Source organism: Streptomyces sp. NPDC002265 (assembly GCF_040296125.1).
Taxonomy (GTDB): Bacteria; Actinomycetota; Actinomycetes; order Streptomycetales; family Streptomycetaceae; genus Streptomyces.
In genome coordinates, this window is the sequence record NZ_JBEOWS010000014.1 from 1 (window position 1) to 25,071 (window position 25,071).

Below are 25,071 nucleotides of genomic sequence, written 5' to 3' on the forward strand. Positions count from 1 at the left end.
CCAGCCGGCCTGCGGCAGGAAGTCGCCGCGGTTCATGGGCACGGGGTCGCCGCCGACGACGGTCCACACGCCGGAGCCCTCGACGACGAAGCGGAAGGCGTGCTGGGTGTGCCGGTGCTCGGGGGCGTCCTCGCCGGGCATGAGGTACTGGATGGCGGCCCACAGCGTCGGCGTGGCGAAGGGCCTGCCGCCGAGGGAGGGGTTGGCCAGCGCGATCGCCCGGCGCTCGCCGCCGCGGCCGACCGGAACGAGGTCGCCGGCCCGCGCGGCGAGCTGCCGCAGCCGTTCCCAGCGCCATATGTGCGGTACGGCCCGGGAGCGCGGGTGGGCCGGCATCAGGTCGCCGATCTCGGTCCACAGGGGGACGAGGAGTTCCTGCTCGAAGCCCCGGTACAGCTCCTCGAGCGCCGGGGTGACGGCGGGCTGTCCGTCCGCGGCGACGGCGTGCAGCCGGACCGGTGAGCCCGGAGCGTTGACTTGGGTGGTGAAGGACTCGGTCACGGATTCAGCGTGGCGCGTGTCTGCTGTAGGAGCATATGGATTCTGGAGAGCAGAACAGTGGCCCATGGAGGATCACCGTGGACAAGGAGCTCAAGACGCCGCCGCCCTATCCCATCGCCAGCGTGGACCATGCGCTGCGGGCGGCGACCATCCTGCAGCTGGAGGGCGACGCGACGGTGGCGCAGCTCGCCGAGCGTCTGGGGGTCGCGAGGTCGACGGCTCACCGCATCCTGGCGATGCTCGTCTACCGGGACTTCGCCGTGCGGGGCGAGGACCGTGTCTATCGCGCGGGTCCGGTGCTGGAACTGGCCGCGCACTCCCAGTCTCTCGTGTCCCGGCTGCGGGCGGCGGCTCTTCCTCATCTGCACCGGGTCGTCGATCTCCTCGGTGAGACCACGAACCTGATCGTGCGGACCGGGGACACCGTCCGGTTCATCGCCAGCGTCGAGTGCCGGCAGGCTCTGCGGGTCGGCTCCCGGGAGGGCATGGTCTTCCCCGCGCACCGCACCACGGCAGGACTGCTCCTGCTCGCCGAGCTGGACGACGAGGAACTGGAGCAGGCCTACGCCCCGGAGCGCTACCGGGACCGCCCGGGCGACCGCCCCGACCTCGCGCGGCTGCGGACGGAGCTGAGGCGCCTGCGCCGCAACGGCTTCGCCGTCAACAAGGAACGCTCCGAGCGCGGGCTCGTCGCGGTCGGCGTCCCCGTGCGCGACGAGGACGGCACCGCGCTGGCCGGCCTCTCCATCTCGATGCCCAGCGTGCGCTACGACCCGCACCGGCTCCAGCCGCTGGTCAAAGCCCTGGAGGCCGCGGCGCACGCGCTGGAGCAGGACCTTCTCCACCGGACCTGAACACCCGAGGCGTCACATTTTCATCGAATCTATTTTCTTGCTATCTCGCACACATCATTGACACGGCGTAAAGCGAATGTCATTCTCCACGGCATCACGCCCGACTCACGTCGCGCCCGTCCCCCCACCGCGCCGCAGAGCCGAGCCCCTCATGCTCTTCGGGCTCCCCGCCACGGGACGCCCCTCTTTCCCCAGCCAGAAAGACCAGAGATGACGCTCAACAACGGGACGACTGTCTCCCATGGCCCAACCGCGGGGGCCGCCCGGACGCCGGGCTACGCGGGAACACTGGCTGCCGCCTGCGGCGCGGTCTTCGTGGCCCAGGTCGCGAACGCGCTGCCCGCCTCACTGCTCGGGCTCTTCCAGGAGGACCTGAACACGCATGGATCCCAGCTGACCTGGATCACCGCGGCCTTCATGATCGCCGTGGTGTGCTTCGAGTTCACCTTCGGTGTCCTCGGTGACCTGTTCGGACGGCGCAGGCTCGTCGTGGCCGGCACGGCCCTGGTCGCCGTGGGCAGCACCGTGGCCGCGCTCGCGCCGACCGTCCAGGTGCTGTGGATCGGCGCCGCCCTGAACGGACTGGGCGCAGGCGCCATGTTCCCCGGCTCGCTCACCGCGATCACCGCCCTGGCCCGAGGCATGCGGCAGCGGGCGCACGCCGTGGCCGTCTGGAGCGGCTTCCTCTCCGCGGGCGCCGCCGTCTCACCCCTGGTCGGCGGCATGTTCGCCAAGGTCGGCTCATGGCGCGGCTCGTTCTGGGTGCTCGTCGGCCTCGCCATGGTCAGCATGGTGCTCACCCTGCTGCTGGCCACGGAGTCGACGGCACCCCAGGGCCGCAGGTTCGACGTTCCCGGCCAGATCACCTTCGCCATCGGTCTCATCCTGGTGCTCTACGGCGCCGTCGAGGGGCCGGAGTCGGGCTGGGGCACCCTGCCCGTCCTGCTCTCCCTCACCCTCGGCGCGGTGTTCCTCGCCGCGTTCGTCGTGGTGGAACTGGGGGCCGAGTCCCCGATCTTCGACCTGAGGCTGTTCCTCAACCGGCCGTTCGCCGTGTCGTCCGTCGTCGCGGTGATCGGGATGCTCGCCTTCCTCGGCGCCTGCTTCTCGACGAGCATGTGGATGGGACCCGTACAGCACCAGGACCCGATGCGGGTCGGCATCCTCTTCCTCCTGCTCCAGGGACCGGCGTTCGTCCTCATCCCGGTCGTCTCGCGCCTTCTGCACCGGGTCGCCGCGTCCTGGCTGCTGACCTCGGGCTTCCTTCTGCTGGCGGCCGGCTGCCTGCTGTTCACCCGGCTCGACGTCACCGACCCCGGGCTCGGCGCGTTCGTGGCGCCCGCCCTGCTGATCGGCGTCGGCTTCGCCCTGACCGTCAGCTCGGTGACGACCGTTGCGCTGAACAGCGTGCCCCCGAACCTGGCGGGCATGGCCAGCGCCACCACCAACATGCTGCGCGACCTCGGCTTCGCCCTCGGACCGGTCGTCGTCGGCGCCGTGGCCCTCAGTCATGCGGGGTCGGAATTCGCGACGAACCTCGCCGGCGCCGATCTGCCCGCCGCTCAGTCGGCGGCGGCACAGGCGATCGCCGCGGCCGACGGCCCCCTCGCCGTGAACGGCCTGCCGCCCACCGTTCCGGGCTCGGCCGCCCACGGCCTGGCTCTCGACGCCCTCGGCAGCGGCTTCTCCACCGCGTACTGGGTGTGCGGCATCGCGGCCGCCGTCGCCGCGGCACTCACCGCCTTCGGCATGATCGGCCGCCATGCCCGCGGACCGGCGCGGCACGAGGTCACCGAGCCTGACCTGCCCGGCCAGGACGGGAGTTCCGAACCGGTCGCCGAGGCCGCCCGTCCCTGAGCCACCCGGATCGCCCCCGGCACCTCCGCGTCTGCTGCACCACGACACCCGGACGGTCGACGAGCGCGGCCCGTTCGCCACCCGAAGGGCGGCGGGCGGGCCGCCGCCGGGGGCCGACAAGCGCCGGCGCAGCGATCAGGCGGCGTCCTGCAACGTGATCGCGTCGCCCAGCCTGACGGTCCCCGCCTCCAGCACATCCAGGTAGACACCCAGGCAGGAGAGCGGGCCCAGGTCGAACACCGGTACCCGGTGTTCGCGGGCGACCGCACGCATGATGCCGGGATCCGCCGGGAGTTCGCCGTGGCCCAGCGTGGGCATCACGCAGCGAGGCGTGGGCACCACGACCCGGAACAGCGCCTCCCCCACGCGCAGCCGTGACCCCACCCAGGCGTCCTCGGGGAAGCCCGGCCCCGTACCGGCGTCCACGACCAGATTCGGCCGGAACCGGCGCGGGTCGAAGTCCCCTCCGGGGTACACCTCTCGCATCCGCGCCAAGGCCGCGGTGGTGACGAGATGGACCCGCCCGAAGTCGAAGAACGTACCCGGGGCGACGCTGCCGGTCGTGATGCTCTCCCCGGTGACATCGACGGCGGCCGACGCGCGCACGGCATCGGGCACCCCGCCTTCGTACGCGGGCACCGCACGCTCCAGCCTGCCGCGCTCCGGTACGACGGCGGAGCAGAACACCTGCCGGCCGAGCAACTTGGACAGGAGCAGGTCCAGTTCACGGTCTTCCACCAACAGGTCGCTGCCGTCCGGCAGTTCGACCCGGACCGCGCCGGACTCCGCCCGCCGGCTGCGACAGCGCAGCAGTGCGCCCCACTTGCGCGGGTGCTTGACGCTGCCCACCGCGCCCGTCTCGTCGAGCACGGCGTGGGTCCGGTCTCCCGAGAACCCGGACTCCGTGACCTCCACTGCACTCATGGCTTCGCCCAGCATCGACTTCACCGGATAGCGGTAGAGCGCCGTCACAGTCCCCATGGATCAAGTATGGCCGGAGAACCGGCCGCTTATCAGCGGGTTGTTGGTTGGAGAACGAGAGATTCAGTGCTCGCAGAGGGAGAATTCTCGTTCGTAGAGCTGCTCGTTGTGTTCGTCGACGAAGAACTTGCGTTCCTGCATGAGCTGTTCGCGGTAGTTCTCGGCCTGTTCAAGCGTCATGGTCGAGGTGTCGGACCAGGGTTGCTGCGGTGGCACATCGGAAGTCGAGACGATCTTTTCGGACGGATCGACCAGGAAGAACGCGAGGATTTTGCGATATCCCGGGCGGGTGTCGTCCTGAAGGCGGAACGAACCGACGCGGTGTTGCAGGATGTTCGGGAACGCCAGGCAGCGGCCCGCCGGGGTCGAGGCCGATCCCAGTACCTGGTTCAGTGCGTCCAGGTCCTCCAGGCCATAGACCTCACGCACACCGTTGTCGTCACTCTGCTCGTAGTCCGGATCGTCGAGTGCCGTCCGGAAACTCAGCCGGCTTTCGGTGATGTTCTCGCTGTCCCAGTAGTAGATGCCGGTCGAGACGATCCGCTCGTTCAGCATCCCCTCGACATGCCAGGAACCGCCGGAGTACTCGGGCTTGTCCGGAGTGAGCTGGATCGTGGCGAGCTTGACGATGACCTGGAGACTGCGACCGCGCAGGTCGACCCGGGCGGATTCATCAGGCAGTTCGGGCGCGGTGAAGAGCGGGGCGTCCGGGATGGTCGGGCGGCGGTTCTCCCACCATTCGTCCTGAGCCGCCTCCCAGACGCGGACGGCTTCCGCGTAGGCCTCCTGATCGCCGTAGGAGGACTTGTCCGGATACTCCGATCCCTGCGACTCGTACCACCCATAGGGATCGGCCTCGATCCGCAACGGCCGTGGATGGCGCAGATCGGTGAGGACGTTCTCCAGCAGCGGGCGCATTCGCGCGAACAAGTCCGGCAGGACAAAGGCCAGTTCGCGGTGCGTGTCAGGGTGGACGTTGTTGACGTACGAGCGGAAGGCGACCTCGCCGTCCTCGCTGACGTCGACGTCCGTAGGCAGCCACTGGAACTTCTCCGAGAACTCGTACTTCGAGTAGCGGTTCGTCGGGTTCTGCCAAGCCCGCTCGGGTGCACCGCTCGCCTCTTTCACCAGGCAGAACAGTGAGGGATGAACCAGATCCAGCACCTGGCCGTCGGAACCGGGATGCCAGTCCCGTTCTGCCTCGGGGACCTCTTCCAGAACCCGAACAGCTTCGCGCAGCCGGGATCCGAGCTTGTCGTCGACCAGAGTGTCCGACTGCCACACCCCGTCGACGGCGGACACCTCGGCGCCGGTGTGTCCGTCCCGCAGCGCGGCGTAATGCGCGAGTTCGGCAAGCACGTAACGAACCTGCGCCTCGGTGAGGCCCTGAGCGACGGCCTCTTGCGTCCACCTGGCGACGATCTCGGCGTCGTTCATCTTGTCGAACCACCCCGGCTTCGCCCGAATATGGGCGCTGCACTGCATCATCTGAAGTTCCCGCAGCGTTCGGGGCGTCGCGAACGATATGGAACGAGAGGCTTGAAAGGGCAGCGGGAAAGCAGACAGGCTGGTCAATTCTCTCGATCCTCCGAGTCGGTGTGCGGTGGCTGGAAGAGTACTTCAGCCCACTGACACCGCCGCCGCGACCACGGACACCGCCGGTCCGGGAGCCGGAGGTCCGAAAGTCGGAGTTCCGGAGCAGGCGCTCGTGCAGCTGCTGCTCCCGAACTCCGCCGGGTCGGTCAGTTGACCGTCAGAGCAGCCGTGTTGTTCGTGAGGTCCGGGTCGAAGTCGAAGGGGCGCTGGCCGAACTCGCCGAACGCGGGGTGAATACTCACGGCACCGGTCGCGCCGGGCACCACGGTGTCGATGCGCACGGAGAACGCGAACGTCCGCTGGGTGTCCTCAAGCACCCAGTAAGGCATCTTGCAGTCGTAGCGCGGCGCGCCCGTCCTGGTCGGGTAGTACGCGCCGTCGAGGGTGTGCGGGACGCAGTCGGACGGCGCGCCGGTGACCGTGGTGCCCTGGGGTGGGATCAGCCGGAGCCTGGCGACCGGGTCGCCGGAGACGAGGTTGCCGAACCAGGCCGGTCCGTTGTTCTTGAAGGTCAGTTCGGCCGTGGCCGTGGTACCCGCCGCACCGGTGATGGAGTCACCGGTCACGGAGAAGTCCGCGGTGTTCGCCGCGGCGATCTGAACGACCGTGTAGTCGTTGCGGGAGTCGATGTCCTGGGCGCCACCGCCCGGCTCGACATCGATGTCGAGCCGCTCGCTCAGCGCGTGCGGGGTGAGTCGCACCGTCAGCGGCTCGGGCAGTTCGAAGGAGTCGCCCGGCGCGAGCAGCTGGTCGAACGTGCAGTCCGCCTTGGCCGTCGGTGCGTAGTCGGTGCCGTCCGTCGCGCTGTAGGCGCAGGCGTCGTACCGGGTCAGGTCCGTCAAGCCGTACGAGGCGTTCAGCTTGACGGTGAACCCGTTCGCGCTCTCGTTCCCGTTGTTGGTGATCTTCAACGCGATCGTCCGCTGGTCGCCGGGCCGGCCGTCCTTGATGTCGGCGACGGGGTCGATGGCGAGGTCGGGCCCGGATCCGACGGTGAGCGTGGTGTCGAAGCCGGCGTGCGGCGCGGTGAGCGTGCCGTCGGGGCCGCCGGTGGCCGTCGCCTCGTAGGTGATCCTGCCGTGTGCGCCGACTGCGGCGCCGTCGGCCGCGCGCACCTTCAGCACCACCGGGTCCTCGTAGTCGGCCCCCAGACCGGGCACCACGGGAACGTCGCACACCGCGGTCGTGCCGCTCGGCGTGCAATTGTCGGGCCAGGTCACCTCGGCGACCCCGGTGAGGCCGGAGACGTCGACGGTGAGCCTGCCGTCGGTCACCGTGAAGTTCTGGTTGTCGTGGTAGAGGCCGACGCCGAGCGTGCGGGACTGCGGCTGACCGCCGTCGGTGCCGAGCGGCAGCGTCTGCTCGTACGGCTCGTGGATCCACAACTGGTCGCTCTGCGGCGGGTCGTCGGCTGCGAACGCGGGCGCGGCGACGCCGGCCGTCAGCAGACCCGCCGCCACCGCCAGGGCGGCGGCGGATCTGCGGCGTAACGGGCGTCCAGCAGAGAACAAGCTCATTGCTACCCCCAGGGGCGTGGTGACGTGACTGATGCGCCGACGTATCCGGCGCATCAGCTTGATCATCACATGACAGGGCAGCACACCGCGCCCGGGTTTTCCGGCCTGTCGTTGAACAACCGGCCTCCCACCCAGGTCTGGCCCAACCTCTCCATGTCCCGTGCGGGAGCGCCGAGTTGATCAGCAGATCAAGCGACGGTCACCTGATCGGCCGGACGGTTCTCATCGGTTGACGGATCGCATGCCCGCCTCGTCGTAGCGCTCACCCGACACCTCGGGCAGCTCCGCATCGATGCGGGCCAAGTCCCCCTTGGTCAGTTCGATGTCGACCGCGGCGGCGTTCTGCTCCAGGTAGGTGCGGCGCTTGGTGCCCGGGATCGGCACCAGGTGCTCGCCCTGGGCCAGCACCCAGGCGATGGCCAGCTGGGCCGGGGACACTTCCTTCTCGGCGGCGATCTCCTTCACCTTCGCCGCCAGCCTCAGGTTCGCCTCCAGGTTGGCGTCCTGGAAGCGCGGGTTCTCGCGGCGCCAGTCGTTGGCGTCGAGCTCGTCCGGCGAACTGAACCGGCCGGCGAGGAAGCCACGGCCGAGCGGCGAGTACGGCACGAAGCCGATGCCCAGCTCACGGCAGGCGGGCAGCACCTCGGCCTCCACGTCCCGTGACCACAGCGAGTACTCGCTCTGCACCGCGGTGACCGGGTGCACGGCGTGCGCGCGCCGGATGGTCTCCGCGCTCGCCTCGCTCAGGCCGATGTAACGCACCTTGCCCTCGGCGACCAGCTCGCCCAGCGCGCCGACCGTTTCCTCGATCGGTACGTTCGGGTCGACCCGGTGCTGGTAGTACAGGTCGATGTGGTCGGTCCCCAGACGCTGCAGGGAGCCGTGGACCGAGCTGCGGACATGCTCGGCGGATCCGTCCTGCGGGCCGACCGTGCTGATGTCGCCGGGTACGGCGTCGTCCATCCGGTAGTTGAACTTCGTCGCGATCACGTACGCGTCGCGGTGCCCCCGGATCGCCTCGCCGACGAGCGACTCGTTGGTCAGCGGCCCGTACATCTGCGCGGTGTCGAGGAAGTTCACCCCGACGTCGAGGGCACGCCGGATGGTCGCGATCCCCTCCTCCTGGTCCGCGGACCCGTAGAAGGCGGACATGCCCATGCATCCCAAGCCGATGGCCGATACCTCAAGGTCCCGCAGACTGCGCTTGCGCATGACGTCTCCCAGCTTTGTTCCGCACACTCGTTCATCGTTCACGCGACCGCGCGCAGCATCTCGTCCAGCACGGCTTCCACAAGCGGGTATCCCGTCCGGGACGTGTGCTTACAGGCTTCGTGCGCCGCGGTCACTGCGACGCTACGACCTGAAGCGCACTCCAACGCAACCCGACGCTCTGACCGAACCCCACCTCGACCCTGGCACCGACCGCCCGCGCCTCGGGCCTGTCCGGCCAGGCGTTCGCCCGCCCTCCCCGAACTCCGCCCACGGTGAGATATGAGGTTCCCGCTCATGACGACCTCCGCCTCCACGACCGCGGCCCGCTGTCCTTCGCTGCTCGGAGTCTTCGCCCACCCCGACGACGAGAGCCTGCTCGCGGGCGGTGTGCTCGCCCGGCATGCCGCCGGCGGCGCCCGCACGGCCGTCGTCACTGCGACCTGGGCCCGAAACACTGCGCGTGCCGCCGAACTCGACGCGGCCCTGACGGTTCTGGGCGCGGGCGAGCCGCGCATGCTCGGACACGGCGACGCCCGCAACGAGTCCTCGGCTCCCGCTCGGCCCCGCTGGTGCGACGTGCACCTGACCGAGGCCGTCGCCCAGGTCGTCGCGCACATCAGGCGGTTCCGTCCCGATGTCGTCGTCACGCATGACGCGCTCGGCCAGCTCACCGGCCACCCGGATCACCGTCGTACCCACCGAGTGGCTGTGCTCGCCGTGGAGGCTGCCGGGATCGGCCGGCTTCACCCCGAGGCGGGCGAGCCCTGGCAGACCGGCGCGCTCTACGCGGCCACGCACCCGCGCTCCGGGACCGGCGACCTCGGGCCGCTGCTGAGCGGCGTCGGAAAGACGGTGCACAGCGTGCCGGACGAGGACGTGACCGCAGTCGTGGACGTGACGCCATGGGTGGTGCAGAAGTGGGCCGCGATCTCCTCACACACCAGCCAGCTCCGGGGCGAGCGAGCGCTGCCTGCGCTGCTGTCCCGCCTCGACGAGGCAACGCGCATCCGGATCCTGGCGACCGAATACTTCACCCGCATCGGCCCCGGCGCCGGCCCCGCTCACGTCATCCAGCGCGGGCTGACGGTCTGATCCCCCGCGCCTCGAAACGCGCAGGCATGACCCTGTGGTCAGGTGCCGGAGTTCACGGCCCGGCGGTTGCGGTGCCTCGTTCGACCGGGATCCACAGCTGGGAGTCGGTCTCCGTACCGATCCGCACCGGCTGCGTCCGCAGGAGTTCGGGACCCGGCCGGCTCACGTACAGGCTGGAAGGGAACCACTGCGTGAACACGTCTCGCCACAGTTCCTGGAGGGCGCTGGGGTAGGGCCCGTGGTTGTCGAAGACCGCCCAGGTCCCGGCCGGCACGTCGAGGGCGTCGAGCTCATCGGCGGCCGTCCCCGGACCGGTCACCACGCCGATCCAGTAGTCCGCCTCGGCACCCTCGTCCCGGCTGTCGGTCAGGTACACGGCCGCCGACAGGATCCCCGCCGGCTCCTGCTGGTCCAGCTCCTTCATCCGTACGATCGCCCGCTCGTCCAGGCTCTTCAAGTGCGCCGTGGCGGCCGCGTTGATCCCCTCGGGCACGAGCGGGACCCGGGCCTTTCTGCCGACGACCCGGAACGCCTCCTTCTCCACGATGCGGTACCGCATGGTCGTACTGCCTTCGACGACGACGCGGAAGGACATGCGCGGCTGCGCAGTGAGCACCGCGCCCGTGCGCCGGGCCTCGCCCGGACCGACGCCGTGCACCGACCGGAAGGCCCGTGCGAACGCCTCTCCCGAGCCGTACCCGTAGCGCACCGCGATGTCGAGCAGCGTCGGTTCCCCGGCCAGTACGTCGGCCCCGGCCAGGGTCATGCGTCGGCGCCGTACGTAGACCGGGAGCGGCATTCCGGCGAGTGCGGAGAACAGCCGCCGGAAGTGGTACTCCGAGACCGCGGCGATCCTGGCCACCTCGGCGATGTCGACCTCGCCGTCGAGGCGGGCCTCCAGGTGGTCCAGCGCCTGATTCAGCCGTTCCAGCACGCCTGTCCGTCCTTCGGCTGTCGTGACGCATGCCCCTCGACCTGCGGAGGGCCGTCAGGCCGCCGTACCGGGGCAGCGGGGATCGCCCGCGTCCCGCCCGACCGAACGCGTGCGGGAATGGTCGGGCAGGAAGACTTGGGACCACCTGAGGCTTATGCCCATGACTGATGTTAAGGGATTCTGTGATCCCCGGTTCGCCGCGGTCCGTGAGGCACTTGCGGCTCTGCTCGGCAAGGACGACGTGGGCGCCTCGGCGGCCGTCTGTCTCGACGGCGAGCCGGTGGCGGACCTCTGGGGCGGGTACGCCGACGCGGACCGGTCCGTCGGCTGGGAACGCGACACCCTCGTCGGTGTGAACTCGACGACCAAGAACATGGTCGCCCTGTGCGCGCTGATTCTGGCCGACCGGGGTGAGCTCGACCTGTCCGCGCCGGTCGCCGCCTACTGGCCCGAGTTCGCCGCGGCCGGCAAGGAGAACGTGCTGGTACGGCACGTACTGTCGCACACCGCGGGGCTCCCGGACCTGTCCGGGCCGACGGCGGTCGAGGAGCTCTACGACTGGGAGAGTGTGACGGCGGGGCTGGCCGCCCAGGTGCCCGAATGGGAGCCGGGAACGGCGGCCGGCTATCACGCGCTCACCTTCGGCTTCCTCGTGGGTGAGATCGTCCGCCGCATCACCGGCCGCGGTGTCGGCGAGTTCTTCGCCGAAGAGGTGGCAGAGCCGCTGGGCGCGGATTTCCACCTCGGCATCTCCGCCGCTCACGACCACCGCGTGGCACCGCTCATCCCGCCGCCGTCGCTGACCGACGAGTACGTTGCCGGCGCACCGTCCGGACCCGACGGCACTCGCCGGGAGAACACCGGTCTCGCGATCCGGGTCAAGGACGCCAACTCCGTGGCGTGGCGCCGTGCGCGGATCCCCGCGGTGAACGGCTTCGGCAACGCTCGCTCCGTCGCCCTGGTCCAGTCGGTACTGGCGAACCGGGGTTCGGCCGGCGGCGTGCGGCTGCTGTCCCCCCAGGGGTGCGAGCCGGCGTGGCAGGAGGTGTTCCGCGGTGAGGACCGCGTGCTGCGGACGCCGATGGCCTGGACGGTGGGCTTCGGCAAGTTCGGCACCGCCTTCGGCTGGGGCGGCTGGGGCGGCTCGCTGGTGGTGAGCGATCCCGGCTCACGCATGACGGTCGCCTACGCCATGAACCAGATGATCGACCGGGACCGGCAGGAGGACAACCGCGGCATGGAGATCGTGATGGCCGCCTACAGCAGCCTGCACTGACAGCGCATCCAGGGGGCGGCCCGGGCCTGCAGAGGCTCCCCTCCCGTCACTGAGTACCGGACGGGAGGGGAACCCCTGCCGGTCGCACACTCACACCGGTGGCCTGCACGGCCGGCGGCCGGTGTCCGTGTCACTTCGACCGGATCAGCTGCGCCCGCACGCCGTAGTGGTCGGACAGGTAGGCCTGGCGGCCGTCGTCCAGTGTCACCGGGTCCTGGAACACGAGGTCCGCGCCGCCGGTCAGCGTCTCCCCGGCCGCGGCCCGGACCAGTACGTGGTCCAAGGCCGGCGGCGACGGCCACTGAGGTGTCGGCCGGTAGGTCGGACGCGTGTCGCCGGCGAGGACGTCGCGCAGTCCCGCTGTCGCGATGAAGTCGGCGAGCACCGCCGAGTCGCGCGGGAGGTTGAGATCACCGGCCACGGCCACGGGCAGGTCCGGGCCCATGGCCGCGATCAGCCCGGTGAGCAGGGCCAGTTCAGCAGCGGCGATCCGCGTGTACCGGTTCGTGGGCGACCAGTCGTCGTCGCGGTTGGCCGACAAGTGGGTGTTCACGACGACCAGTTCACCGTCCGGGGTGGCAACGGACGCCAGCAGTGCACCCTTGCGCATGAGGAGTTCGCCGCGCACCGGGCCCGTCGTCGGGTACCGCACGAACCGCCATCGGCTGATCGGCCACCGCGACAGCAGCACCAGGCCGCCCTTGAGCAGAACCGTGCCCGAGTAGGCGAAGTGCCGGTACGCGGGAGCGGCACGGCAGATCAGCCGGGCGTTGCGGCGGAACATGACCTCCTGCAGACAGACGACGTCGTAGTCGGACCGGTCGAGCGCCGCGCCGAGGGCCCTCAGCCGGGCCGGGACATCGCCGGTGAAGAGGGTGTTCATGGTCAGCAGTCGCAGGGCCGTCACGAATGGGCCGCCTTCCGTCCGTTGGCCTGCCGGGCCGTACGGGGAGCCCGAGCCGCTCAAGGCGTCGATCGTACTGTCGCCCCCACCACCGTGAGGCCCGAAGCCGTGGCGGGGCGCTGCCGCGAGAGAGAAGTCCGTTGCACCACGGCACAGTTGGAGATCCCTTGGCGGCCGAGGGACTGGCGGTGGGGCCGGTCCTCCTGAAGTCTGGCCGCACATGCCGGACAGCGGACTCCTCCCGGCCTCCCGGCAGGAGTACGACACGACGACGGAGGCTGCATCCGATGGACCGAGTCGACGACGACGCACGGAAAATCCGCCGGGATCCCACCGGGCCCGGCTGCCCGGTCGGCCGCGGGGACGACGGCACATGGCAGGTACGCGGCTACGCGGCGGCGCGTGCCGTGCTGCGCAGCACCGACACCGTGCAGGCAGGTCTGGGCATCGAGACCGTCGAGAAGCTGCCCGCCCGGATCCGGCGGCCCGTGCTGTACCGCGACGGGCCCGAACACCGGGAACACCGCCGTCAGACCGCCCGCTACTTCACGCCCCGCCACGTGGACGAGCACTACCGGGAACTCACCGAACGCGTCACGCAGAAGCACCTGAGCGCTCTGCGGACCGAAGGCGAGGCTCAGCTGGAGGACCTCACCTTCGGCGTCTCGATCGATGTGGCGTGCGGGGTGATCGGCCTGACCCACAGCAGACCCGGCATTCAGGGCCGTCTGGAGCGCTTCTTCCCCGAGAAGTTCGGCAAGCCCGGCTTCACCAGTCCGCACGGGATCTACTGGCTGTTCCGCCAGAACACCAACTGGCTGCGGATCTACTTCGCCGACGTCCGCCCGGCCGTCCGCGCCCACCGCGCACGGCCCGCCGACAACCTGATCTCCCACCTGATCTCGGAAGGCTGCTCGAATCCCGAGATCCTCGGCGAGTGCCTCACCTACGCCGCCGCCGGAATGATCACCACCCGTGAGTTCATCTCCGTCGCCGCCTGGCATCTGTTCACCGACGCCGCCCTGCGCGAGCGCTACACGAACGGCGACGAGACCGAACGCCTGGCAGTGATCCACGAGATCCTGCGTCTGGAACCCGTGGTCGCCCGGCTGAGCCGGCGGACCACCGGCGCGCTCGACGTGCCGGGCGCCGACGGCCCGGTCACCGTGCCCGCCGGCGCGCTCGTCGACATCTTCGTGGACGAGGCCAACACCGACCCCGAGGCCGTGGGGGCCACTCCCACGGCGGTCTGCCCCGGCCGGCCGGCGACGACCGGGCGGTACGCGGCTGCCCTGTCCTTCGGCGACGGACCGCACCGCTGTCCCGGTGCGGACATCGCCCTGATGGAGACCAACGTCTTCCTCGGCCACCTCTTCGCCCTCGATGGCATCCGCATGCTCACACCGCCGCGCGTCACGTTCCAGGACGAGATCGGGGGCTATGTGATCCGCGGACTGCGCGTGGCCGTCGACCGGGATTGATGCCTCGTCGGCGCGGCGCGCGTCCGGTGCTGGAACGCGCGTCGCGTCCCGGGGGCTCGTTCAAGAAGGTGACGCCCGCATCGATCCCTCGGGTCGTGACCGATCGCGCCGGACTCCGGAATGCATGATGGCAGCCCACGGCCGCCCGTCTTCCGCCCTTCGCGGGGCAGGGGAGTTCATGTTGCCCGCACACGCCCGTCGCACCCGAACCGCCATCGGATCCGCACTCGCCGTGCTCGCCCTGGCGGCCGGGTGCACCGCACCGCGTACCGAGGCGACCGCACTCGGCCGTTCCCAGCCTGCTTCCGTTCCCGTGCCGAGCGTGTCCCCCTCGCCTGCCCTCACCGCGCGGGCGACGGAGGACCTACGTGATCCCCCGCAGGTCGTGAGCCGCGACGGGCTGCTCAGGACGCGGATCGTCGTCGAGCGCAGGAAGGTGCGTCTGGCAGGCCGCGAGCTGTGGGCCCTGACGTACAACGGGATGTACATGCCGCCCACGCTGCGCCTGCGACCGGGGGACCGGATGGAGGTCTCCTTCGAGAACAGGCTCGGCCAGCAGACGAATCTGCACGTCCACGGCATGCACGTCTCCCCCGCCGGCGATTCGGACAACATCTTCCTCACGGTCGAACCGGGCAAGTCGTTCACCTACAGGTATGCCTTCCCCAAGAGCCTGGAACCGGGAACGTACTGGTACCACCCGCACCCGCACCCGCTCTCCGCAGGTCAGACCGCGGGGGGCATGGCCGGCCTGATCGTGGTCGACGGTCTCGACAGATATCTGCCCGCGGCGCTGCGCGGGATCACGGAACGCGTCGTCGCGCTCAAGGACTTCCAGCTCGTGGGTGACGAGGTCAAGACCGCGAACCTGAAGATCGGCGCTCCCACGACACGTACCGTCAACGGGCAGCTCGACCCGCGGATCCGGATCAGGCCCGGCGAGACCCAGCTGTGGCGCCTGGCGAACATCGGGGCCAACATCTTCTACAAGGTGCAGCTGCCGGGCACCAGGTTCCACATCATCGCCCAGGACGGCTACCCGGTGAACCGGGTCTACTCCGTCGACTCCCTGGTCATCCCGGCCGGTGCCCGCTACGACGTGCTCGTCCAGGGCCCGAAGGCCGGAGTGTCCGAGCTGCGGACCCTGCCGTACAACACCGGCAAGGCCGGCAACCAGTTCCCCCTGGCGACCCTGGCCACGGTCCGCTCCGAAGGCGAACCGATGCGGCCCGCGGCCCTGCCCACGGCCTTCGCCCCGGTGGACGATCTCGGCAAGGAGTCCATCGCCGGACGCAAGACGGTCGTCTTCACGGAGAACAAGGCGGGCACGGTCTTCTACATCAACCACAAGCTGTTCGACCATCACCGCGTCGACTTCCGGGCCAAGCTCAACACCGTCGAAGAGTGGACGATCAAGAACGACAGCGACGAGGTCCACTCGTTCCACGTCCACACCAACGACTTCCAGGTCATGAGCATCAACGGCAAGCCGCAGACCAACTACGGCCTGCAGGACACCGTCGACGTACCGCCGCGCGGGAACATGGTTCTGCGGATCCGCTTCCTCGACTATCCCGGCAAGACGGTCCTGCACTGCCACATCCTCAACCACGAGGACGCGGGGATGATGGCCGTGCTCCAGATCGAGAAGTGACCGCGGACCGCGTCGGGACTCCCGCGGTGTGCCGGTGGCCGTGTCACCTGGCGTGCGTGGCTACGCCGGGGTCCGGTGGGCGGTGACCATCAGGTACTCCCAGTCCATGGCGCCGTCGGTGAGGTGCCGCGCGGCCAGGTCGTCGAGGGCCGCGTCGAGTGCCGCCACCCGCTCGGGGTCCCCGGAGACGAGGGCGTACGCGGCGACGGTCGGCCCGTAGCAGGCTTTGAAGAACTCCCGGAAGTCCTGCGGCCGCGCGAACCGGTCCACGCGCAATCGCTGCCGGCGGGCATCGACGTCGGTGACCCGGTCCCCCAGCAGGGAGTACACGTGCTCCGGGTCGCCCCACAGGGGTGGCGGCTGGGCGCCGGGCGGCGGCGGCGGAACGAAGGGGCGCATCACTGCGAACATCTGCCCGATGAACCCCTCCGGGGTCCAGTTGATCAGGCCGACGGTGCCGCCCGGTCGGCAGACCCGGACCAGTTCGTCGGCCGCCCGCTGGTGGTGCGGAGCGAACATGACACCGACACACGACATCACCGTGTCGAACTCCCCGTCCGCGAACGGCAGGGACTCCGCGTCCGCCTCCCGCCAGTCCACCCGGGCGCCACGCACCGAGGCGAGGTGGCGTCCGACCTCCAGGAGCTCGGGCGTGAGGTCGCAGGCGACGACGTCGGCTCCGAGGAGGGCGGCGGGGATGGCCGCGTTCCCGGAGCCGGCCGCGACGTCCAGGACGCTGTCGCCCTGCCCGACGCCGCACTCCCGCACCAGCTCACCACCCAGATCATGGATGACGTGCGACGCCACGGAGGCGTAGTCGCCCAGCGCCCACATCGCACGGTGCTTCGCCTTCAGCACATGGTCGGCACGGGCCGCGTCGCTCGCCTCGGTCATCGAATGCCTCCGGTTTCCTGCCGTTGCAGCCGGTTCTTCACATTCTGGGTTCTACCCTGCCCACCGCGCCGCGGACGGATACGCCACGGCCGCCACGAGACGATCACCTTCGGGTGGCTGCTCACAGGCTCAGTGTGATCGCGGCGGCCACGCCGCCGAGGCCGAGGGCGAAGGCTGCCTCCTTCCAGCCGCCCGCGCCCCACGGCAGGAAGCGGTCGGCGGCCAGTCGGCCAGGACCGATGGCAGCGATCGCGAGGGCGACTACGGCGATGCAGACGCTGTATTCCACACCGCCATCCGTCTCCCACAGGCCGTGTGCGCCGGTGACCGTGGCCATCGCATTGATCATGACGCCGATCAGGGCGGCTGCCGCCAGCGGCGTCAGCAGGCCGAGGGCGAGTCCCAGACCTCCCAGGAGCTCGGACAGTCCGCCGATCACGGCGAAGACTTTGCCGGGGTGGTAGCCCAGGGCCTCGAATCCCTTGCCGGTCGCGGTCAGGCCCTGGCCCTGGCCCCCGAAGAGTCCGAAGACTTTCTGAGCCCCGTGAGCGGCCATGAGGAGGCCGAAGGTCAGTCGGATGAGCAGCAGGCCGCAGTCGGCGGCGGTCACCACGAAGGCGGTGGTGGGATGCGGTGGCGATGGTGCGGAACGAGCAGGACGGTTCATTGCGCGTTTGGTCGACATGGGAAGGCTCCGGTCGGAACGCCTCAACGGGCTTCCCCCCAGTTCGGGCCTGGGCCGAGCACGACGGTGCGTGCGGATGGGCGCCGCAGGGATTCGCGGTGCACGCCCCCCTTTGCCGGCGATCCCCTTACCGGGCGGCGTCGCAGGTCAGCGGGGCGCCGCGAGTCCTTACCAAGGACGCTGGCGGAGTGGATGGCGCTGTCGGCCGCGTCGAACCGCACGCTCGGATCAAAAGGCACATCATTACGATAACTCTGTACTTTATTGGTGAAATTAGTGGAATATTGCGGTGCCCAGTGAGCCACGGGTCAAGGCTTTTGAACCCGGTCCTCCCAGTGGCTGATCGCCATAGAGTTGGAAGAACCGACGACCCGGCCGATCATCCCCGACCAGGAGAGCACCGCATGACCACGGTGGCACCCATCGATGCTCGCGGTTCGCAGCACTGCGAGACGACAGCACTGGGAGTGCTACTGCGTCATCAAGGACTCGATCTGTCCGAGCCCATGCTGTTCGGCCTCGGCTCCGGTCTGTCCTTCGTCTACTGGGACGCCAAGAACATGGGCTTCCCCTTCCTCGGCGGACGGGTCAGACCTTTCGACCTCACCAGGAACCTGGCCGGCAGGCTCGGGCTGGAGCTCCTGGTCCAGGAGACCACCTCCCCGCGCAAGGCATGGGACAACGTGGCGGCCCTCATCGACTCCGGCCGGCCCGTCGGACTCCAGCTCGACAGCTACCACCTGGACTACTTCGGCTCGAAGGTCCACTTCGGCGGTCACGTCGTCGCCATGTACGGCTACGACGACCGCAGCGCCTACCTGGTGGACACCGACCAGCAAGGCGGAGCGGTCTCCACCAGCCTGACCACTCTCGCCCGAGCCAGGGCCGCCCGTGGTCCGATGACCGCCAGGCACCGCTCCTTCACCCTCACCGCTCCGAGAAACCTGCCAGCACCATACCGACAGATCGTCCCCGCCATCACCGCCTGCGCCGACGCCTTCCTCAACCCGCCCATCGCCAACCTCGGCCACCGCGGCATCGACAAGGCCGGCAAGCTGGTGCGCACATGGCTCCAACGCACCGACGACCCCCGGCAAGACCTGCCACAGGCCGCCCTGTTGATGGAGAAGTCCGGCACCGGTGGGGCCCTGTTTCGCAACCTCTACCGCGACTTCCTCGCCGAATGCACCGGTCTGCTCGACAGCAGCCACCTGCGCACCGGCCACACGCTGTACGCCGAGGCAGCCACCCTGTGGACGGAAGTGGCAGCACTGATCACGACGGCCGGTGAATCGGGCGATGCGCAGAGCCTCGTGCAGGCCGGCTCGGTCCTCGGCGATCTCTCACGCCTGGAACGCGAGGCCATGCGGGCGCTCGGTCGCCTGGGCTCCGAGCCCACCGGCACGATCCAGCCCTGACAGGCTCAGGGCTGGCCGCGCAAGAGATTCGCGGTACGGGCGATGTCGGCCAAGCGCTGGCCCCCGTCGCGGGCCTGCTTGCGGAAGGCGGTCGCGTCCCTTTCGACGCTGTCCCTGGTCGGCAGGCACAACAGGCTGAAGAACCAGACCAGTCCCGACTGCTGCTTGTCGCTCAGCGTGCCCCACTCACCGCGTATCCCGCCACAGGCTTCGGCGAGCGCGTTGACGCAGAAGGCCAGGGCAAGGTTCTGGTCACCGCCCCAGTGGTCGCGCATCCACTGCCCGAAGTTGCTCTGGACTGTCGCTACGACATCGGGGCCGGCCTGACCTGCGAGGATCCTGGCGACCAGTGCTCCCTGCTCGTTCGCTCGATTGCTGAACACGACTGACTCCCCTTTCTCTCGGTCCTGGTGGTGCGCGGAATGGCCGGGTTCTTTGAACTCGCCGGCGTTCTTCAACGGACCGAGGCCGCGGGCCAGTCGGTCCTCGAGTCCGGTCAGGGCCTTGCGCGCCGCCCAGTTCCGCTCGTCGCGGGCGGCCTGCCGGTACCAGGCCAGCGCCTCCGGCCAGTTGCCCAGGTGGTCCTCGTAGGCGAGCCCGAGGAAGTAGGCGCCATGGGAGCTGCCGAGCCGGGCCGCCCGGGTGTACCAGTGCATGGCACCGTCTATGTCCGGGGCGATGGTCCCACCGGGGAGCGTGACCCCGAGGCGCTCCTGGGTGCGCCCTTCGAGGATCATGCCCAGGCGGGTCATCGCCTCCGGGTGCCCGGCCTCGGCGGCGGCCCGGTACATCGACTCGAGGCGCGGCAGGTTCGCCGCCTCGGCGTCCCGGTCGAGTGCGAGGGCGGCCTGGAAGAGCTCGTCCACGTCCTGGTGGGCCGGGCCGGTCCCGACGCCCTGTTCACTGGGCCTGTGGTCCTGGTCAGTTGGAGGTCGGCGGGCCGAGCCCCGGGCGATGACGAACCGCCCGGCGTGGTGGCGGACGGACTGGGTCGGCCGGGGCTTGCCGTCGCGGACCAGTGCCGCCGAGGCGGTCGCGAAGGCGGCTTCGAGGGAGACTCCGTGGGGGTGGCCGACGGCACCCGTCTCGATCGCGTCGACCAGGTAGCGGGTGAAGTGGGTCTGCGGGCGGCCGCTCGTCGAGTCGGGTTCGTACCACGCGGTGCGGTAGGCGTCGGTCGCGGTCAGCGTGATGGTCCCGGAGCAGTGGGTCAGCTCGGTGATGGCGGGCGCGGACAGCGTGTGCCTGGGCAGGGTGGCCTGGCCCGAGAAGCAACAGTCGAGGATGACCACCTTGGTGACGGCCTGGGATTCCTCCAGGGCCTCCCGGATGTCGGAGAACCGCAGCCCGGTGGTCTTCTGGGCGGATCCGCTCAACGGGGACTCGGCGAGCGCCAGGCAGAGCTCGTCCCCGTAGAGGCGGCCGTGGCCCACGAAGTAGAACAGAGCCAGGTCCGTGGCGTCCTCGAACCACCGCATGAGGTCGTCGGGCAAGTTGTTGCGCCGCCGCGGATTGCGGACGACCTGGAGCCGGTCCGCCGGGCTGCCCGAGGACCGTGGCCAGCCGCAGAGGGGGCCCTGGAGCAGATCGGTCATCCGGTCGAGACTGTTCCTGGTGGCCGAGGCCACGGGAGGCAGATGCTCGTAGTCCCACACGCCGACGAGAACCGCCCGTGAGCGTGCGTAGTCGTACAACGGCTCAGGCACTGTCACGGAGCAGCCGTTCGAGGATCTCCAGTGCCCGGTCCGTGTTCTCCAGCTCGATCTCGACCTGCTTGCCGTCGACGGTGATCTGCACCCTGAGGTTCGAGCGGCGCGAGCGCAGGAAGTCGGGCAGGGTCCTCACCGCTGCGGCCAGCGCGCTGCTGCCTGCGAGCACGGCCAGCACGTCGGCGGTGCCGAGCTCGCCGGGGGCCGGCGACGTGGGAATGACGCGCACGGTGATCCCGTCCTGTGCACGTAACCAGTCTCGGAGTCCCCAGAGTTGTGCTGGATCGGAGAGTGTCAGTTCGAGCATCCGAGGTGCTTCGGCTGTCTCATGTACCACTGGTTTCCCCCGGCCCCTCGATCCGTCCGTGCGCCTGCTCCTGCGCCTGCTCCTGCTCTTGCGCCCGCGTCCGCTCCTGCTCCGATCGCCGGTCCTCCGGGCGGAGTTCACCAGGCCTGGGTCCTACAGGGACCGGTGCCGGAACCGGCATGACCGTTGCGCTGTGCAGGTGTCGCCTCCGCGCTCGGGGGTCCGGACGTCGGTGCTTCCGGCAGCGTAGCGGTTTCGTCCACGCAAAGGAACACGGATGTCTGTTAGGAATGGGGGAGGCGTGACGCGGCCGGTCAGGCCCGCGGGCCGAGCAGACCGGCGTCCCAAAGCCGGCGTACGTACTGGTTCAACTCGACCCCAGCCGAGTCGAGTTGGCCTTGGTCGCCGTCGGCCACCGCCGAGGTCGCCAGGGCGGTGGTGGCAGCGAGGATCATCCGGCAGAGGAGCCGGCCCTCCGTGTCCTCGACCCCGAGGGTCCGCGCGACCAGGTCCACCACGGTGTCGTACAAGGGCGCCCGTACGGGCAGCACACCGGGACCGGCCGCGAACGCCTCCACCAGGCAGAGCCGGGCCCTGGGCCAGTCGGCTGCCAGGGTGCGGAGATAGGCGTCGACCAGCCGCTCGAACCGGTGCGGCGGGCCGTCGTCGGCACCGGCCGAGGGCTCGCTCTCGGCAACGGCGAACCGCTCCAGCACTTGGGCCAGGAGGTTCTCCCCGGCCGCCTGGTAGGCCGCAGCGAAGCAGTCCGCCTTGGACGTGAAGTAGCGGTAGAACGTCTGGCGGGACACCCCCGCCCGCCTGACGACGTCCTCGACGGTGGCGGCGGCATACCCCCGCTCGGTCAGTACCTGCGCCAACGCCGCGTACACGCGCTCCCGTTGGAGCGACTCCACCTCGTCGACCGGCAGGGCGCTCATGCCCCGGGGAAGCTTGCGCCGCGGTGTCGTCGTCATGGACGCAGGTTAGGGCCTGCCCGGAGGGTCGTGCCGCACCGGAGGCCGGCTACCGGCCGAGCTCGTAGTCGAACCAGATCCGATGGGTGCCGTCCCCGTCGACCGCGATGCCGCCGGTCCCGGTGATCCCGGCCAACGCGCCCGTTCCGCTGGCCGGCACGATGACGAAGAACTCGCCCTCCCTGCCTTCGCCCCGGGTCGTCGCGGAGTGCGCGAAGTTGAAGGCACCGGCCTGCCCGTGGAGCGTCCCCTCGAAGGACTCCATCGCGACATACGTCCCCGTCGCGCTGGACTGGTCGTACGCGGCGGTGAACAAGGTCGCGGATCGTCCGGCGATCTCGCCCTCGTACTGCTTGTCCATCGTGGCGACACCGACGGGCAGCGCCGTCTCGATCGCGGGGCTCGGCACCGGAGCCGGGGTGAAGTCGGCAACCTTGAACGTTCCTGAAGCTCGCATGCCCGGATCGTATGCCGCACCACTGACATCGCCACCGGACAAGCCGAGTTCGCGGTGCTCAGTTGCGGTACGCGGTGACTGCGACGGCGGGCAGGAGGGCGAGGGCGAGGATGCCTGCGGTCAGGGCGAGGGCGGGGTAGCTGGTGGCGGCCACCATGATGCCGGAGGCCATGCCCCCGGTCGCGCCCGCGATGGCGATGGAGACGTCGACCAGGCCCTGGGTCTTGGCGCGGGTCGCGAGCGGGACGGTGTCGGTGATGATCGCGGTGCCTGCCACCAGGCCGAGGTTCCAGCCCAGGCCGAGCAGGGCGAGTGCGAGGGCGAGCAGGGCGACGGAGTCGCCGGGGGCCGCGGCGGCGAGGATGCCGGCGGCGAGGAGGGTGATGCCGGAGGCGGTGGCGATCTTCATTCGGCCGTAGCGGTCGACGAGCCGGCCGGTGAGCGGGGAGGGCAGGTACATGGCGCCGATGTGGACGGCGATGACGAGGCCGGAGGCGGCGGTTCCGTGGCCGTGGTCGTGCATGTGGACCGGCGTCATCGTCATGATCGCGACCATGACGAGCTGAGTGAGGATCATGACGAGCGCGCCTAGGACGACGCCTCCGCGGGCCTCGTCCGGACCGGCCGGACCGGCGTCGGCGGCGGTCCGGGCGGCTGCCGCGTCGGCCTGCTCGGCCCGGGCGAGGCTGCGGGCCATGAGCAGCGGGTCGGGCCGCAGCCATACGGCGAGGACGACCGCGGCGAGGACGTAGGCGACGCCGGAGAGAATGAACGGTCCGGCGAGGTGGGGGATGCCGATGCGTTCGGCGAAGGTGCCGGTGGGGGCCGCGAGGTTGGGGCCGGCGACACCGCCGAGGGTGGTGGTGACCAGGACGGTGGACACCGCGCGGGCCCGGTGTCCGGGGGCGGCGAGGTCGGCCCCGGCGTAGCGGGCCTGGAGGTTGGTGGCGGTGCCCGCGCCGTAGACGAACAGGGAGAGGAACAGCAGCGCCGGGTTGTCCAGGACGGCGGCGACGATGACGCCGGCCGAGCCGATCGCCCCGGCGAGATACCCCGCCGCAAGTCCGGGACGGCGGCCGCGGGCCTGGGAGACGCGGCCGACGGTGACGGCGGTGAGGGCGGAGCCTGTGGTCATCAGGGCGCTGGGCAGCCCGGCGAGGTTCGTGGACCCCAGCATGTCCTGGGCCAGGAGGGCTCCGACGGTGACACCGGCGGCGAGCCCGGCCCCGCTGAGGACCTGGGAAGCGACCAGGACCCGCAGGATGCGGCGCTGGGCGAGGGCGGCATCGGGTATGCGGGCCGTCGTGTCGGCGGGTGCGATGTCGGTCATGCTTCTCTTCCGGCGGAGGGTTGTCGGTGGTGGGGCAGCGATTTGGGGGGCAGTCGCCGACGGGTGGCTCACCGCCCTGCCCCGCGTACTCGGGCGCTCCTGACGACTGCTGTGTTGCCCGGGCGGCGTCACTGCGCGGCAGGGGCGTCGTAGTCGTCGGCAAGTGGGCTGTGCCGTTCGGCGAGAGGGCCGACGCCGAGATCTTCGCGCATGAGCTTGCGCATCCTGGCCGCTGCTTTGCCGCGTGCCTCCCAGCGGGCGCGATCCTCCGGGCTGCTGACCGCACTTCCGTCGGCGTAGCCGTCGCAGATGCGTCGCAGGCAGTGGAACACGCTGTTGGAGGCCTTGACGACGGGTTCCGGCGCGATGAGCCACATCCGCTCCGAGGCGGTGCCCATGCCTGAATCCCGAAAGGCTTCACGCAGCGCCAGCGCCCGCTCGCCGTCGGAGGGGTACTCCCGCTCGGCCAAGGCCCGCAGGGTCTCACCGAGGGTCTTCACGGTGGTGGTGTACTGCGTGTAGATGTCCAGCCGCAGCCGCAGAGCTTCTTTGACATCCTCGTGCTTCCACCGATTCCTATCGGCTATGAGAGTCGCGCCGATGCCGATCGCGGCACCGGCCAGGGTGGAGAGCAGTGGCAACCAGTCCATGCGGGCCAGCCTGGGCCATCCCGTACCAACGGCACCAGACGGGCTGTGCGAACAGGAACGAGAGCACCCTCAGACGAGGGCGTGTTGATGTGCCGCGGCCAAGCCGGTCAGGTCCGGTTCACCGAACTCCGCGCGCAGGCGGGCGAACGCGGACACCTTGTCCCTGCCGAAGCGGGCGACATACCTGGCGTAGGAGTCCGCGGAAAGGAACTTCGGCGGATCGGACTTGCTGTGGAATTTGTCGGCGTACATCACCAGTCGCTCTTCGACGGTCACGGCGACGTAGTCCGCGACCGGCAGTGGCAGGCCTTGGCTTTCCACGTCGTGCTTCGTCAGTCCGACTCCTGTGTGGCACGAACAGAACCGGCAGAGTGCCTCCGGGAACCCTTCTGCGGCCAGGATCTCGTGACCCAGCAAGCCATGACGCAGATAGTTGGCTTCGTCGATTCTTCCGGTTTCGTCGATGAGTCGATAGACGCCGATGTCATGGAGCAGGCATCCGGCACGCACAAGATCCGCGTCGAGGTCGCGCCCTGCCGTCGCGATCAGCTTCTCCGCGATGGACCAGACGATCTCGCAGTGCGTGAAGACCAGATCGAACGCATCGCTGCCGGGTGCGTATTTTTCGTGCAACGAGCGGATTTCGGCGGGACTTGGCGGCTGCATCGCTCAATCCTAGGGGCTTACGTCCCGCTCACCGGGCGGACCACAGGACAATGCCTGCGCCACAGCTCCGGCCGCGAGTCCGCGGTGGGCCAATTTCCTTTGCCTCGCAGTTCCGCCGCCGC

General features: G+C 69.8%; 23 protein-coding genes. 7 read left to right on the forward strand and 16 right to left on the reverse strand.

What is annotated here, in order from left to right; genetic code table 11:
* The coding region (locus ABT085_RS04320; protein ID WP_351601832.1) for a cupin domain-containing protein at positions 1–501 on the reverse strand (501 nt) is incomplete at its 3' end.
* 77 nt (positions 502–578) lie between these two features.
* Here ABT085_RS04320 and ABT085_RS04325 point away from each other — a divergent pair.
* Both ABT085_RS04325 and ABT085_RS04330 read left to right on the forward strand, forming a co-directional pair.
* Positions 579–1,355, forward strand: a complete 777-nt coding sequence (locus ABT085_RS04325) for an IclR family transcriptional regulator (RefSeq protein WP_351601835.1) — start codon at positions 579–581, stop codon at positions 1,353–1,355.
* A gap of 210 nt (positions 1,356–1,565) precedes the next feature.
* Positions 1,566–3,212 (forward strand): MFS transporter, encoded by a 1,647-nt coding sequence (locus tag ABT085_RS04330; protein WP_351601838.1) that lies wholly within the window; start codon positions 1,566–1,568, stop codon positions 3,210–3,212.
* 135 nt (positions 3,213–3,347) lie between these two features.
* Here ABT085_RS04330 and ABT085_RS04335 read toward each other — a convergent pair whose 3' ends face one another.
* The 4 genes from ABT085_RS04335 to ABT085_RS04350 form a co-directional block, all read right to left on the reverse strand.
* Positions 3,348–4,193 carry an MOSC domain-containing protein gene (locus ABT085_RS04335; RefSeq protein ID WP_351601841.1) on the reverse strand — a complete coding sequence of 282 codons (846 nt, stop codon included), beginning with the start codon at positions 4,191–4,193 and terminating at the stop codon, positions 3,348–3,350.
* A 63-nt stretch (positions 4,194–4,256) separates the two neighbouring features.
* Entirely contained in the window at positions 4,257–5,768 is a 1,512-nt protein-coding gene (locus tag ABT085_RS04340) for a DUF4246 domain-containing protein (RefSeq protein ID WP_351601844.1), read from the reverse strand.
* 167 nt (positions 5,769–5,935) lie between these two features.
* Positions 5,936–7,306 carry a COG1361 family protein gene (locus ABT085_RS04345; protein ID WP_351601847.1) on the reverse strand — a complete coding sequence of 457 codons (1,371 nt, stop codon included), beginning with the start codon at positions 7,304–7,306 and terminating at the stop codon, positions 5,936–5,938.
* A 222-nt stretch (positions 7,307–7,528) separates the two neighbouring features.
* The gene (locus ABT085_RS04350) at positions 7,529–8,518 is read right to left on the reverse strand and encodes an aldo/keto reductase (protein WP_351601850.1); all 990 of its coding nucleotides are present in this window, start codon (positions 8,516–8,518) and stop codon (positions 7,529–7,531) included.
* 294 nt (positions 8,519–8,812) lie between these two features.
* Here ABT085_RS04350 and ABT085_RS04355 point away from each other — a divergent pair, with 294 nt between their 5' ends.
* The gene (locus tag ABT085_RS04355) at positions 8,813–9,610 is read left to right on the forward strand and encodes a PIG-L deacetylase family protein (protein WP_351601855.1); all 798 of its coding nucleotides are present in this window, start codon (positions 8,813–8,815) and stop codon (positions 9,608–9,610) included.
* A 52-nt stretch (positions 9,611–9,662) separates the two neighbouring features.
* Here ABT085_RS04355 and ABT085_RS04360 read toward each other — a convergent pair whose 3' ends face one another.
* Complete coding sequence (locus ABT085_RS04360) at positions 9,663–10,544, reverse strand: AraC family transcriptional regulator (RefSeq protein ID WP_351601858.1); 882 nt, start codon at positions 10,542–10,544, stop codon at positions 9,663–9,665.
* A gap of 160 nt (positions 10,545–10,704) precedes the next feature.
* Here ABT085_RS04360 and ABT085_RS04365 point away from each other — a divergent pair, with 160 nt between their 5' ends.
* Positions 10,705–11,820, forward strand: coding sequence for a serine hydrolase domain-containing protein (locus tag ABT085_RS04365; RefSeq protein WP_351601861.1), 1,116 nt, complete (start codon positions 10,705–10,707; stop codon positions 11,818–11,820).
* A 130-nt stretch (positions 11,821–11,950) separates the two neighbouring features.
* On the opposite strand, the gene ABT085_RS04370 is transcribed toward ABT085_RS04365, so the two are convergent.
* Positions 11,951–12,727, reverse strand: coding sequence for an endonuclease/exonuclease/phosphatase family protein (locus tag ABT085_RS04370; protein ID WP_351601864.1), 777 nt, complete (start codon positions 12,725–12,727; stop codon positions 11,951–11,953).
* Positions 12,728–13,011: 284 nt separating this feature from the next.
* Here ABT085_RS04370 and ABT085_RS04375 point away from each other — a divergent pair, with 284 nt between their 5' ends.
* Positions 13,012–14,205 (forward strand): cytochrome P450, encoded by a 1,194-nt coding sequence (locus tag ABT085_RS04375; protein WP_351601866.1) that lies wholly within the window; start codon positions 13,012–13,014, stop codon positions 14,203–14,205.
* Between the two features lie 178 nt (positions 14,206–14,383).
* Entirely contained in the window at positions 14,384–15,859 is a 1,476-nt protein-coding gene (locus ABT085_RS04380; RefSeq protein ID WP_351601869.1) for a multicopper oxidase family protein, read from the forward strand.
* A 60-nt stretch (positions 15,860–15,919) separates the two neighbouring features.
* Here the strand turns inward: ABT085_RS04380 and ABT085_RS04385 are convergent, their stop codons facing one another.
* The gene (locus tag ABT085_RS04385) at positions 15,920–16,753 is read right to left on the reverse strand and encodes a class I SAM-dependent methyltransferase (protein ID WP_351601872.1); all 834 of its coding nucleotides are present in this window, start codon (positions 16,751–16,753) and stop codon (positions 15,920–15,922) included.
* Between the two features lie 121 nt (positions 16,754–16,874).
* The gene (locus tag ABT085_RS04390) at positions 16,875–17,420 is read right to left on the reverse strand and encodes a DoxX family membrane protein (RefSeq protein ID WP_351601878.1); all 546 of its coding nucleotides are present in this window, start codon (positions 17,418–17,420) and stop codon (positions 16,875–16,877) included.
* Positions 17,421–17,842: 422 nt separating this feature from the next.
* On the opposite strand from ABT085_RS04390, the gene ABT085_RS04395 reads away from it, so the two are divergent.
* A complete protein-coding gene (locus tag ABT085_RS04395; RefSeq protein WP_351601883.1) occupies positions 17,843–18,856 on the forward strand; it encodes a BtrH N-terminal domain-containing protein in 1,014 nt (337 codons plus the stop codon).
* A 5-nt stretch (positions 18,857–18,861) separates the two neighbouring features.
* Here the strand turns inward: ABT085_RS04395 and ABT085_RS04400 are convergent, their stop codons facing one another.
* The 7 genes from ABT085_RS04400 to ABT085_RS04430 all read right to left on the reverse strand — a co-directional run bounded on the left by ABT085_RS04400 (position 18,862) and on the right by ABT085_RS04430 (position 24,949).
* Positions 18,862–20,568: a caspase, EACC1-associated type gene (locus ABT085_RS04400; RefSeq protein ID WP_351601886.1), complete on the reverse strand. Its 1,707-nt coding sequence runs from the start codon at positions 20,566–20,568 to the stop codon at positions 18,862–18,864.
* Positions 20,555–20,872 carry an effector-associated constant component EACC1 gene (locus ABT085_RS04405; protein ID WP_351601889.1) on the reverse strand — a complete coding sequence of 106 codons (318 nt, stop codon included), beginning with the start codon at positions 20,870–20,872 and terminating at the stop codon, positions 20,555–20,557. The genes ABT085_RS04400 and ABT085_RS04405 overlap by 14 nt, the downstream gene beginning before the upstream one ends.
* Positions 20,873–21,186: 314 nt before the next feature.
* Entirely contained in the window at positions 21,187–21,846 is a 660-nt protein-coding gene (locus ABT085_RS04410) for a TetR/AcrR family transcriptional regulator (RefSeq protein WP_351601892.1), read from the reverse strand.
* Positions 21,847–21,895: 49 nt separating this feature from the next.
* Positions 21,896–22,303, reverse strand: coding sequence for a DUF3224 domain-containing protein (locus ABT085_RS04415; RefSeq protein WP_351601895.1), 408 nt, complete (start codon positions 22,301–22,303; stop codon positions 21,896–21,898).
* A gap of 58 nt (positions 22,304–22,361) precedes the next feature.
* The gene (locus tag ABT085_RS04420; protein ID WP_351601898.1) at positions 22,362–23,633 is read right to left on the reverse strand and encodes an MFS transporter; all 1,272 of its coding nucleotides are present in this window, start codon (positions 23,631–23,633) and stop codon (positions 22,362–22,364) included.
* A 128-nt stretch (positions 23,634–23,761) separates the two neighbouring features.
* On the reverse strand, positions 23,762–24,283 hold the full coding sequence (locus tag ABT085_RS04425; protein WP_351601901.1) for a hypothetical protein: 522 nt from the start codon (positions 24,281–24,283) through the stop codon (positions 23,762–23,764).
* Between the two features lie 69 nt (positions 24,284–24,352).
* Complete coding sequence (locus tag ABT085_RS04430; RefSeq protein WP_351601904.1) at positions 24,353–24,949, reverse strand: HD domain-containing protein; 597 nt, start codon at positions 24,947–24,949, stop codon at positions 24,353–24,355.
* Between the last annotated feature and the right edge of the window lie 122 nt (positions 24,950–25,071).